Below are 11,902 nucleotides of genomic sequence, written 5' to 3'. Positions count from 1 at the left end.
CGCGCCGTGACGGCCTATAGGCGCAACACGCACACCGAGGTGAGCAGCGATCTCCCCGCGACGACCCGCGTCCGGGAAAAGGCGGGAGGGCGACCGGCCCGGGTCGCCCCCGTTGGGAAGGTCGTGGCCAGCCCCCAACCAACCAGCAGCAGTACGGCGGCCGACAGCACGACCAGGCACAGGTGCAGCAGGTCGTGCCCGGTGTCTGGCTGGTGATCACCGGCCGGCGGCTCGACGGTCGGCGCCTCCACGGTCATCGCCTCGACGGTCATCGCCGGACCGGCCGCATGGGACGGTGCCGCGACGTGGTGCATGCCGAGCACGGACAGCGCCAACGCGCACAGCAGCAGAATCTGCCGTGCACGGGAGGCCGCACCCGATCGCATGCCACCCACGCTAGTTGACGCCCACGCACGCCCACCGCCGGGTCTCCTATGTGAAATAGTAGTCGCCGGCGGCTCCCTGACTCGCGGGGCCCACACGAGCCAGGCGCCGATCACCACTCGCGGCCCAGGTTGTCCACAGCCAAGCCCCAACGGCTGGGAACCACCGCCGCCACCGACTAACGTGGAAAGCGGGGGGCCCCCGCGAGCCAGGTACTGATCTACCCCTCGTTCTCGCCGATCCAGTCGTCGACGTGGGTCGGGCCGAGCGGGCGCCTGGTCAACGTGCTGCCGACACCGACCGCGTGCACCCCCGGCAGTTCCGATCGGATGCGGTGCACCACTCGCGGCCGAGGTTGTCCACAGCCATGTCCCGACCTCCCCGAACCGTCACTTTCTCCAGCTAGGCTGGAAATCGGGGGGCCCCCGGGGCGCCCCGGGGGGTTGTGCTGTCGGTGGCAGGGGTCGTCATTCGGGTTTGATCCCGGCCACCAGGTTGAACGACCTGGTGAGCAGGTTCAGCGACACCAGCCCGACGACGTCGGCGATCGTCCGGTCGGTCCACCCGTGGCCACGCAGCTCGGCGACGTCCTCGGCGGTGACCGAGGCCGGTTCGGCGAGCACCCGCACGGCGAAGGTGAGCAGGGCCGCTTCCCGGGGGTCGGTGGCGCTGGCCTCGGTGGCCAGGGCGATGTCCGTATCGCTCAACCCGGCGGCGCGCCCGGCGGCGGTGTGCGCCGCGAGGCAGGTTCCGCACCCGATCCAGCCCTGGGCGGCGAGTGAGATCTTCTCGCTGAGCTGGCGGGGGAGCTTGACCCGCTTGAGGGCGCGGGAGAGGTCGAGGAAGCCCTGGAGGAGGGCGGGGGAGTGGGCCATGGTGGCGACCATGTCCCCGACCGTTCCGTGCCGGGCGATGATGTCCTCCAGCAGTGCCCGCGACTTCTCGGGGGCGTCGGCCGGTTCCAGTGGCGCGATGGTGCGCATCGTCGCTCCTTATCGGTTGGCGAGGGCGCGGTGCCCCCGCAGCGTCAGGCCCGCGAGCAGTGCCCCGGCGACCGCGACCGCCCCGGCCCCGACGAACGCCGAGGAGAGCCCGTCGGTCAGCAGTGCCGTGTCGCCGGTCTGCCCCGCCCCCAACGCACTGGCCACCGCGGTCATCGCCGCGAGCCCCAGCGCGGAGCCGACCTGGTAACTGGTGTTGACGATCCCCGAGGCCAGCCCGCCTTCCTCGGGTCGGGCGCTGGACAACGCGGTTCCCAGCGACGGGATGAACGCCAACGCCATCCCGGCCGCGGTGACCAACGAGGCAGTCAGCACGTCGACCCAGAACGTCCCAGTAGGACGAACGAACGACAGCCACCCCAACCCGACGGCCAGTGTCGCCAACCCCGCGACAACCATCGCCCTGGCCCCGAACCGCGCCGCGAGCCTGGGCGCGACCACGATCATGATGAGCATGATCATCGTGGTCATCGGGAGGAGAGCGGCCCCACTGGCGAACGCGCCGAGGTCGAGCACCTGCTGGAGGTAGAGGTTGAGGAAGAACCACATCGGGATCCAGGCCGCGCCGAGGAGCAACTGGGCCAGGTTGGCCGCACTCAGGTCCGGTGTGCGGAAGATTCCCAGCCGTACCAACGGATCCCGCCGCCGAGCCTGAAGCGCGACGAAGGTGCCCAACAACACGACCGCCACTCCCAGCCAGAGGATCGTTGACGCGGAACCCCACCCGGCCTCGGGGGCGCGCACGATCGCGTACACCGCCGCCGCGAGCCCGCCGGTCACGGTGAGGGCGCCAGCGAGATCCATCCCGCCCCGCCGCGCGACCCCCTTGGGCATGAGCCTCGGGGTGACGGCCAGAATGACCACCGCGATCGGAACGTTGAGGTAGAACACCCAGGGCCAGCTGACATATTCGGTGATCACGCCACCAAGAAACACGCCCGCCGTGCCGCCGGCCGGCGCGGCCGCCCCGTAGAGCGCGAGCGCCTTGGGCAGTTCCGCCGGCCGCCCGCCGAACAACACCATGAGCATGGTCAGCGCGGCGGGTGCGATCAGCGCCGCCCCGGCGCCCTGAACCGCGCGCCCGGCCAGCTCGACCCAGACCTGCGTAGCCGCCCCCGCCACCACGGACCCGACCGCCAGAATCCCCCACCCGACGGCGAAGATCCGTCTTGCCCCGACAAGGTCGGACAGTCGCCCACCAAGAAGCAGCAGCCCCCCGAAGGCGACGACATAGGCATTGAACACCCAGGAAAGATTCCCCTGCGAGAACCCAAGCTCCTCACGCATACGCGGAAGCGCCACGCCGATGATCGAGGTGTCCATGATGACCATGAACTGGGCGGCGGCGATCACTGCCAACGCCCACCAACGTCGATCCGTACTCATCGCTACTCTATACCGGTAGGGGGTATCAACGTATCGGGACGCTACACCGGCAACTGGCACCCACCAACCCTGCCGGGGGTGATGTGCGTCTCGCTACCCTATGGGGGTATGCGGACGGATGTCAGCGCGGGATTGTCGTTCGGTCCTGACGATGGATCTTGTGGGCGGCGCAACAACTAACCCGCCTCGGCGGCCTCCAGGGCGGGAACCAGCACCCCGACAGCCCTCCGAATCAACCCCTCCAGCGACCCGGACACCACAACCAACCCCCCGCCCCGAACCTCGACCCACTCATCGAGCGCGACCCGAACGGCTCCCACGACCCCCGCCGCCAACACCCGCCCCACCCGGGCGTCCCCGACCCGCTCCCCGACAACCCTGGCCAGTCCCCCTTCGATCCCGCCGGCCGACGCCACGAACCCCTCCCGCAGCGACCCGGTGATCAGCGACAGCACCTCCGGCCGGGAATCACCCGTGTACACGCCGACAACCGCCTCGACCACGGCCTCCGCCAGGCCAACCTCGCCCGCTCGGCGGGCGACGATCTCGGCCACCCGAGCCTCCCGCTCTGCCGTCACCCCGGCGACGATCGCCTCCTCGCGACTCGAGAAGTAGTTGTTGTACGTCCGCGGCGAAACCCCGGCGGCCGCGGCGATGTCGTCCACCCGAACGTTGTCCACCCCGCGCTCCAGTGCGAGCCGCAGGGCCGCCTCCCGCAACGCCACCCGCGTCGCCTGCTTCTTCCGTTCGCGCAGTCCCGTCATCCCCGGACTCTAACATGCGTGTGCGCAAACTTGCGTGCACGCATGTTATGGTCGCCGGCATGCGCACCAACGGGATCGCCTACGACACCGGCTTCGTCCGCCACGGCCAGAACTCACGTGACCTGTTCACCCCGACCCTCGTCCGGCGGGAGCTGGAGATCATCCGCGACGACCTGCACTGCGACGCCGTGCACATCGTCGGCGGCGACCCCGATCGGCTGGAACTCGCCGCTCGTGCCGCGGTCGAGCTCGGCCTGGAGGTGTGGTTCTCGCCCTACCCGCTGGATCTGGCGCCGGCGGAGATGGTGGCGCTGTTCGCCGACTGCGCGCGCCGGGCGGAACGCGTCCGGCAGGCCGGCGGCGAGGTCGTGTTCGTCACCGGCGTGGAACTGACGCTGATGGCCAGGGGATTCCTGCCGGGCGACGACATCACGGCACGGCTGGACCATCTGCTCGGCCAGCCTGAGAAGCTCGGGGAACGCGTCGCCGACGCCAGCGCCCGGCTCAATGCCTTTCTCGCCGACGCCATCGCCACGGTTCGGGAGCACTTCCGAGGAAAGCTCACCTATGCCTGCGTCCCGCTGGAACGGGTCGACTGGACCCCCTTCGACTACCTCTCGGTCGAACTCATCCGGTCGGCGGAGGTCGCGGGGCAGTTCCGGGAGGGCGTGCGGACGCTGGTCGGACAGGGGAAACCGGTGGCCATCACCGGGTTCGGGACCGCCACCTGGCGCGGCGCCCCCGAGGTCGCGCCGCGCAGTATGGAGATCGTCGAGTACGACGACGCGGGGGAGCCGGTCGCGCTGATCGGGGACTACGAGCGGGACGAGGACGGGCAGGCCGACTATCTTCGTGACCTTCTGGAGATCTTCGACTCCGAGGGGGTCGACAGTGTCTTCGTCTACCTGTTCGCCCTGTACAACTTCCCGCACCGGCCGGACGAACCGCGCCGTGACCTGGATCTGGCCAGTCTGGGAGTGGTGAAGGTTCTCGACGGCGCGCTCGGCGAGACCTATCCGGACATGCCGTGGGAACCCAAGGCTGCCTTCGCCGCGCTGGCTGAGTACTTCTCCCGATAGGGCCTGCGGCCGGCGACAAATGATCCGACGTTTAACCACAACTTCCTGCAACTGGTGCTTGTCTGACCCAGGTTCGCCTGCTTTGATCGGAGGTCTGATCGCTCGACGATGAGAGGTGCTGGCGATGCGCGCACGGATCGGTGCCCTGCTCACCTTCCTGATGGTGTTGTCCACCCTCGCCGCACCGGCATCCGCGACCGGCTCGACCGAACCCCCCGGCAAGCGGGTTCGCGGCGTCCCCGGCACCGTCGAACTCAGCGCCGACCCCGACCTGGCCGCCTGGCAGCGCCTCCAGTTCGGCATGTTCATCCACTGGGGCATCTACTCCGAACTCGGCGGCGTCTGGCAGGACAAGCCGGTGACCAGCGGTTACAGCGAGCAGATCCAGATGTGGGCCAACATCGACGAGGCCGACTACCGCGAGGTGGCCAGCCGGTTCCAACCCGACCGGTTCGACCCCGCCGCGATCTGCGGCCTCGCCAAACGCGCCGGCATGCGCTACGTCGTGATCACCAGCAAGCACCACGACGGCTTCTCCATGTTCGACACCGCCACCACCGACTACGACGTCGTCGACGCCACCGCCTACGGCCGCGACCCGCTCAAACGCCTCGCCGACGAGTGCCGCCGGCAGGGCCTGGGCTTCGGCTTCTACTTCTCCCTCGTCGACTGGCACCAGGGCCACGAGTTCGACGGCGGCAACAACAACCCGATCCCGCCGTCGATGGAACCGGTCATCGAGGGCCAGCTGCGCGAGCTGATGACCAACTACGGCCCGATCTCCGAGGTCTGGTTCGACATGTCGTCGCCGACCGTGGCGCAGAGCGAGAAGTTCGTCGACATCGTCCGCGAGCTCCAGCCGCGCGCGGCCGTCAACAGTCGCGTGTGGAACAACGCCGGTGACTTCCGCACGTTGGGGGACAACGAGATTCCCTCCGTGCCGCTGGAGGGCACCTGGCAGACACCGGCCTCGGTCTACCACGAGACCTGGGGCTACCGCAGCTGGCAGGTCCGCGACGACCTGCCCGGCAAGATCCGCGACCTCGTCGTCGGCCTGACCAGCGTCCGCGCCCGGGGCGGCAACTACCTGCTCAACATCGGCCCGCGCGGCGACGGCTCGGTCGTGGAGTTCGAGGCCGACGTGCTGCGCGGCATCGGCGACTGGCTGGGCCGTCACCCCGGCGCCGTGCTCGGCGCGTCGGCCACCCGCTTCGGCGGGCAGCCGTGGGGCGAGGTCACGGTCAACGGCACCGACCTGTTCCTGCACGTCACCGAGTGGCCGGAGTCCGGCGAGCTGGTCCTGCCCGGCCTCGCGACCCGCGTGCGGGGCGTCACCGAGGACGGGCGCCGGGGCGCGCTCGACTGGCGGAGGTCCGGCGACGACCTGGTGATCGACCTGCCCGACCGGCCGCACGACCCGGTCCTGCCGGTGCTGCGGGTGTCGCTGGGCGGTGAGCTGCGGGTCATCCCCGCCGGCACGGCGCGCGGCAGCGACGCCTGGCCGCTGGCCGAACTCGAACAGGGCTACAGCTACGCCGACACCGGCAGCTACCCCAGCACGCGGCGCACCGTCGTGCGCCAGACCGGCCACCTGCTCAGCGACCGGGGCGGGCGGGTCGTGGTCGCCGCGACCGGCACCGCCACCGATCCGGCCACCCGCTACCGCGTCGAGGTCGGCGGCCGGCACCGAATCGTCACCGGCGCCGAGCTGACCGGCGGGACCGTCGGCCCGTTCACCGTGCCGGCCAACCAGGTCACCCCGGTCACGATCACCCTGGCCGACCCGGCCCACCAGGGCCAGGCCCTCGGGCTGAGCACCGGCGCGCTGCTGGTCGCCCGCGCCGACCGGGTGGCCGGCTGGGTCCAGGCCCCCGCCCAGCTGGAAACCGGTGCCACCACCGCCCTCGCGGTGCACGTGACCAACACCTCGCGCACGCCGGTCACCGGCACGATCGGCGTGCGCGCCCCGGCCGGCTGGACCACCGGGCAGGCCGTGGCGTTCGCCGACCTCGCCCCCGGACAGTCGAGCACCGCGCGGATCCCGGTCACCGTGCCCGCCGGCGCGGACCTCGGCCCGGTCGCCCTCACCGCCGCGTTGACCGGCGACGGCCGGCCCGTGACGGCGAGCGCGCTGACCGAGGTCGTGGCGCCCAACGTCGCCGCCGGCAAACCGGCCAGCCAGATCAGCACCGCGTGGGACGGGGTGCCGCAACGGGCGGTGGACGGCAACACCGCCGGCGACTACCTGGTCGACCAGTCCTCGTCGCACACCGCCGAACCGTCCCACCAGGCGTGGTGGCAGGTCGACCTCGCCGGGCAGTACCCGGTGGACACGGTGGAGATCTGGAACCGCACCGACTGCTGCACCGAGCGGCTCGCCGACTACTGGCTGATCGTCTCGCCCACCCCGATCACCACCGACTCGTTGACCGAGGCCCTCGCCACCCCCGGCGCCACCGCGATCCACCAGCCGGGCACCGCCGGGCGGCCGACCGTCGTCGACCTCGACGGCGCCACCGGCCGCTACGTCCGGGTCCAGTTGGAGTCGGCGACCAACCCGCTCTCGCTCACCGAGGTCGTGGTGCGCGCCGCGACGTGAGTCAGCCCCACCGGGTGAGGTCGGCGGTCGCCGCGAGGTCGTCGGCCACGTCGAGGAGGTTGCGCAGCACCGGACCGTCGTCACCGGCGCGCCACGCGACGACGGTCCGCGCGCGGTCGTCGGCCAGCGGGACGAACACCACGCCGGTGCGGCGGATGCTGCTGGCCGAGCGGGCGAGCCTGGTCACGCCGACCCCGGCGGCGACCAGACCGAGCAGGTTCGACACCCCGGCGGCGCGCTGGACGACCCTCGGCGTGAAGCCGGCGCCGGCGAAGTCCCGGTCGTACTTGTCGTGCCAGGGCGGCCAGGACGTTCGCGGGGTGAGCACCCAGTCCTCGCCGGACAGCTCGGCCAGGCGCAGTGTCGTGCGGGTGGCGAGCGGGTGGGTCTCCGGCAGGACCGCGCAGACCGGTTCGGTGGCCAGAACGCGGGTGGCCAGGTCGTCGACCAGCGGCGGGCGGGTGAACGCGGCGTGGAAGCGCCCGTCGCGCAGTCCGGTGACGAGTTCGTCGATCTGTCCACTGTGGGTGGTGAGTTCGAGGTCGGGGAACCGGTCGCGCAACGCCCGTACGACCGGCGGCAGCATGTAGTTGGCCGTGGAGGCCAGAAACGCGAGATCGAGCCGGCCGATCTCCCCGCGCCCGGCCCGCCGCGCGACCAGAGCCGCGCCGTCCGCGGCGTCGAGGACCGCACGCGCCCTCGGCAGGAACAACCGCCCGGCGTCGGTCAGCCGGGTCCCCCGGGTGTCCCGATCGAACAGTCGCACCCCCAACCCGCGCTCCAGCGCCGCGATCTGCTGGGACAACGACTGCTGGGCCAGGTGCAGCTCCCTGGCCGCCCGCCCGAACCCGAGCCACTCGGCGACGGCGACGAAGTACCGCAGCTGCCGCAACTCCATGCTCACAGCCGTGGACTGTAACCGTGGGCGGCAACGTGTGTTGGCCAGCCCCCGCCCACCTCGGCAAGGCTGACCCCATGCGAACGACCACCGGCACCGACCGGGTGTGGTTGATCACCGGGTGCTCGACGGGCTTCGGCCGGGAGCTGGCGTCAGCCGCGCTGGCCGCCGGCGACCGCGTGATGGCCACCGCCCGCCACCCAGCCACCCTGACCGCCCTGTCCGGCGACCGAATCCGAACCGCCGCCCTCGACGTCACCGACCAGGAGCAGATCGACGCCGCCGTGGCCGCCACCCTCGCCGAGTTCGGCCGGATCGACGTGGTGGTGAACAACGCCGGCCACGGCAGCGTGGGCGCGGTCGAAGAACTCGACCTGATCGAGCTGAGGGCCCTGCTGGACGTGATGTTCTTCGGCGCCGTGGCCGTCACCAAGGCGGTACTGCCGCACCTGCGCGCCCAAGGCAGCGGTGCGATAGTCCAGGTCAGCTCGATGGGCGGACAACTGAGCATGCCAGGCTTCGGCGCGTACTGCGCGGCCAAGCACGCGCTCGAGGGCCTGTCCGAGGCGCTCGCGGCAGAGCTCGCCCCGTTCGGCGTCCAGGTCCTGATCGTCGAACCCGGCGCACTGCGCACCGAGTTCGGCGGCCGGCGCATGCACCGGTCACGAACCATCCCCGCCTACGAGCTGTCGACCGGCGCCACCCGAGCAGCCGTCGACACCATGGACGGCACCCAACCCGGCGACCCGCGCAAGGCAGCGCGGGCGGTACTGGACGTACTCGCCAGCCCGGACCCGCCACTGCGCCTCGCCCTGGGCGACGACGCGGTCGACACCATCGCCGCCCACCACGAACTCCTCCGCACAGACCTCGCCCGCTGGGAGAAGCTGAGCCGCTCGGTGAGCCTCGACGAGACGCCCTGACGTCCCGGCGCCGAACAACGACCGGCGGGCTTGTCCCGAAGCCGACCAACTCTGGTCCGGATCGGCCCGTCGATCTTCCAACCGCACCCCTACTTGTCCACAGCCCCGCCGCCACCGGCGTCCGCCCTCCGTTTCCCGGATAGAATGGCGCTGAGGGGTGCCCCCGGAGCGGGTGGGGTTTGTTATGGGCCGGGAATGCTGGTGATCGACCTCCTCTGAGCCGTGCGCGAAGGTTCCTGACCTGGCCGGTCAGGGCTGGCACGGCACCAGTTCAGGTCAGGCGGACCTTCAGGGTGTCCAGTTTGCGGACCTTCCAGCCGTAGGGGCGGGCGTCGTCGGTCAGGAGCGGGGGGCCGACCCGGGTCAGGAGCGCGCGCAGGGTGGTGGCGATGACCGCCGGGAGGACCGCGGCCGCCAGGCAGCGGTGGCGGCCGTAGCCCAGGCCCGTGTTGGGCAGCGCCGGGCGGTCGATGTCGAAGTGGTTGGCGTTGTCGTAGATGTCCTCGTCGCGGTTGGCCGAGGCCACGGCGGCGGCGATCACCGCGCCTTCGGGGAGGTCGCGGCCGGCCAGGGTGACCGGGCGGGTGGTGACTCGGCCGAGGGTGGCCACCGGTGGGCGCAGGCGCAGGCCTTCCCGAACCGCGTCGCGGAGGCGGTTCGGGTTGGTGTGGACGGCGCGTAGCTGGTCGGGGTGGCGCAGCAGTTCCAGGAGGGTCGATCCGGCCGCCGTGACCGGTTCGGCCAGGGCGCTGACGATGTTCACCAGGGTCGGCAGGAGGTCCGTGGGGGAGCGGCGGACCAGGACCGACAGCGGCCCGTTCGGGTGGTCGACCAGCGGGCGCAGCGCCGAGGCCACCTCCCGCGCGGTGGCCTCGGCGCGCCGGCGCCGGTCCGGGTCGCCCGTCGGGTTGTCGAACCCGTCGAGCAGGTCCTCGGACCAGTGCAGGAGGGTGGCCGGGTCGAGATCGCCCAACCCGAGGAAGCGGCCGAGAGCCGAGCCGAGGACCGGCCGGAAGTACTCCGTCATCAGCTCCGCACCGTCGCGACCGGACAGCGCGGCGGCGTGCTCGGCGGCGATCGCCCCGGTCGTCTCGACCAGGGCGGGGACCATTTCGGGGGAGAAGTGGTCGTCCAGTGCGGCGCGCAGCTCGGCATGCCGGTCGCCTTCGGTGGCCAACATCGTGTCCTGGCCACAGATCTGGGCGACCGTCGACGGGTACGCGGTGGCGAACGAGTCCGGACTGGACAGTACGCGCCGAACGTCGGCCCACCGGGTGACGAGCCACAGGTCCAGTGACGGCACCCGGGCGACCGGATCGTCGCGGCGCAGGCGCGCGTAGACACCGTCCGGATCGGACTCGAGGTCCGCCACGTCCACCACCGAGTCCACGGCCGACATCAGTGGGTGACCGTGGAGCGGGTGGCGTGCGCCGTCCTGGCCGGCAGCGCCGAACCACCGAGCAGGGTCTGCGCCTCGGTGCGCAGGTCATCGAGCAACATCTCCGCCACGTCGCGGCTGAAACCGTTGCGCACCACCATCCTGATCACCGCGATGTGTTCCAGTGCCGGTGCCAGGTGGTAGGCGGGGACCTCCCAGCCGTAGCGGCGCAACCGGTCGCTGAGATCGAACACCGTCATCCGGTCCTCGTCGGCGCGGACCCGGAAGGTCACCACCGGCAGGTCCGACCCGTCGGTGATGACCTCCAGCCCGGGGATCTGGGCGACGCCCTCGCCGAGGAACGACGCCACGTCGCGGCACTCCTGCTGCACCGCCCGGTAGCCCTCGAACCCCAGCCGCAGGAAGTTGTAGTACTGGGCGACCACCGGCGCCCCGGAGCGGGAGAAGTTCAGCGTGAACGTCGGCACGCTGCCGCCGAGCAGCCCGCAGTCGAAGACCAGGTCCTTGGGCAGGAAGTCCGGGTTCTGCCAGATGATCCAGCCGACACCGGGATAGGTCAGGCCGAACTTGTGGCCGGAGGCGTTGATCGACGCCACCCGGCGCAACCGGAAGTCCCACACCAGGTCCGGCTCCAGGAACGGCGTGACGAACCCGCCGACCGCCGCGTCGATGTGCAGCGGGATGTCCAGGCCGCCGTGGGTCGCGAGACCGTCCAGGCCGCCGGCGATCTCGGTCACCGGGTCGTAGGTGCCGGTGGCGCTGGATCCCAGGATCGCCACCACACCAATGGTGTTCTCGTCGCAGTGCTCGATCACCTCCGCCGCGTCGACGGCGAACCGGGGCTCGTGGATGGGCACGTACCGGGGCTCCACGTCCCAGTAGCGGCAGAACTTCGGCCAGCAGGTGTGGACGGCGCTGGACATCACCAGATTGGGCCGGTCGGTGGCCTCGCCGCGCGCCCTGCGCTGGTCGCGCCAACGGAACTTCATCGCCAGACCCGCGAGCATCGCCGCCTCGCTGGAGCCGCCGGTCGAACAGCCGATGCTCTGCCGGTCCGGGTCGTTCCACAGGTGGTCCAGGATGTTGACGCAGCGCGCTTCCAGCTCCGCGGTCTGCGGGTACTGGTCGTGGTCCACCAGGTTGCGGTCGAGGGTCTCGCTGATCAGCGCCTTGGCCTGCGGCTCCATCCACGTGGTGCAGTAGGTCGCCAGGTTGAGCCGGGAGTTGCCGTCCAGGATGAGTCCGTCGCGGACCAGCGCCGCCGCCGCGTCCGGCGCCATCGGCTGCTGGGGCAACATGAAGCGCGGCAACCCGCCCTCGGGGACCAACCCGCTGTAGAGCGGGTTGACCCCGAGTGCCGCGTTCTGGTCGTGGTGTACCTGCTTGAGCATCAATTCCTCCGCCGCGCGTGATGAACGGGCACCATGACAGCGCGGAGACGCTCATGATCGCAGTAGTTTTCCCCCTGA

10 protein-coding genes are annotated in these 11,902 nt (G+C 71.1%); 3 read left to right on the top strand and 7 right to left on the bottom strand.

Annotated elements, in window-relative coordinates:
• Window positions 1–14: 14 nt before the first annotated feature.
• The 4 genes from BLA60_RS18445 to BLA60_RS18430 all read right to left on the bottom strand — a co-directional run bounded on the left by BLA60_RS18445 (window position 15) and on the right by BLA60_RS18430 (window position 3,535).
• Window positions 15–386, bottom strand: coding sequence for a hypothetical protein (locus BLA60_RS18445; RefSeq protein ID WP_075134151.1), 372 nt, complete (start codon window positions 384–386; stop codon window positions 15–17).
• A 465-nt stretch (window positions 387–851) separates the two neighbouring features.
• Window positions 852–1,367 carry a carboxymuconolactone decarboxylase family protein gene (locus BLA60_RS18440; RefSeq protein ID WP_075134150.1) on the bottom strand — a complete coding sequence of 172 codons (516 nt, stop codon included), beginning with the start codon at window positions 1,365–1,367 and terminating at the stop codon, window positions 852–854.
• 9 nt (window positions 1,368–1,376) lie between these two features.
• Complete coding sequence (locus BLA60_RS18435) at window positions 1,377–2,771, bottom strand: MFS transporter (RefSeq protein ID WP_075134149.1); 1,395 nt, start codon at window positions 2,769–2,771, stop codon at window positions 1,377–1,379.
• A gap of 176 nt (window positions 2,772–2,947) precedes the next feature.
• Complete coding sequence (locus BLA60_RS18430; RefSeq protein ID WP_075134148.1) at window positions 2,948–3,535, bottom strand: TetR/AcrR family transcriptional regulator; 588 nt, start codon at window positions 3,533–3,535, stop codon at window positions 2,948–2,950.
• A 59-nt stretch (window positions 3,536–3,594) separates the two neighbouring features.
• Here BLA60_RS18430 and BLA60_RS18425 point away from each other — a divergent pair, with 59 nt between their 5' ends.
• Together BLA60_RS18425 and BLA60_RS18420 are read left to right on the top strand one after the other, a co-directional pair.
• Window positions 3,595–4,614: a glycoside hydrolase family 113 protein gene (locus BLA60_RS18425; protein WP_075134247.1), complete on the top strand. Its 1,020-nt coding sequence runs from the start codon at window positions 3,595–3,597 to the stop codon at window positions 4,612–4,614.
• Between the two features lie 124 nt (window positions 4,615–4,738).
• On the top strand, window positions 4,739–7,213 hold the full coding sequence (locus tag BLA60_RS18420) for an alpha-L-fucosidase (RefSeq protein ID WP_154814438.1): 2,475 nt from the start codon (window positions 4,739–4,741) through the stop codon (window positions 7,211–7,213).
• Window position 7,214: 1 nt separating this feature from the next.
• On the opposite strand, the gene BLA60_RS18415 is transcribed toward BLA60_RS18420, so the two are convergent.
• Window positions 7,215–8,111, bottom strand: coding sequence for a LysR family transcriptional regulator (locus BLA60_RS18415; protein WP_245812049.1), 897 nt, complete (start codon window positions 8,109–8,111; stop codon window positions 7,215–7,217).
• A 77-nt stretch (window positions 8,112–8,188) separates the two neighbouring features.
• On the opposite strand from BLA60_RS18415, the gene BLA60_RS18410 reads away from it, so the two are divergent.
• The gene (locus BLA60_RS18410) at window positions 8,189–9,034 is read left to right on the top strand and encodes an oxidoreductase (protein ID WP_075134145.1); all 846 of its coding nucleotides are present in this window, start codon (window positions 8,189–8,191) and stop codon (window positions 9,032–9,034) included.
• Between the two features lie 271 nt (window positions 9,035–9,305).
• On the opposite strand, the gene BLA60_RS46240 is transcribed toward BLA60_RS18410, so the two are convergent.
• Together BLA60_RS46240 and gad are read right to left on the bottom strand one after the other, a co-directional pair.
• The gene (locus BLA60_RS46240; RefSeq protein WP_075134144.1) at window positions 9,306–10,433 is read right to left on the bottom strand and encodes a cytochrome P450; all 1,128 of its coding nucleotides are present in this window, start codon (window positions 10,431–10,433) and stop codon (window positions 9,306–9,308) included.
• Window positions 10,433–11,824, bottom strand: coding sequence for a glutamate decarboxylase (gene gad, locus BLA60_RS18400; RefSeq protein ID WP_075134143.1), 1,392 nt, complete (start codon window positions 11,822–11,824; stop codon window positions 10,433–10,435). The genes BLA60_RS46240 and gad overlap by 1 nt, the downstream gene beginning before the upstream one ends.
• Window positions 11,825–11,902 lie beyond the last annotated feature (78 nt).

Source organism: Actinophytocola xinjiangensis, from assembly GCF_001921215.1.
Taxonomy (GTDB): Bacteria; Actinomycetota; Actinomycetes; order Mycobacteriales; family Pseudonocardiaceae; genus Actinophytocola; species Actinophytocola xinjiangensis.
Note: the sequence above shows the minus strand (reverse complement) of the source record. Positions and strands in the feature narration are given on the sequence as shown.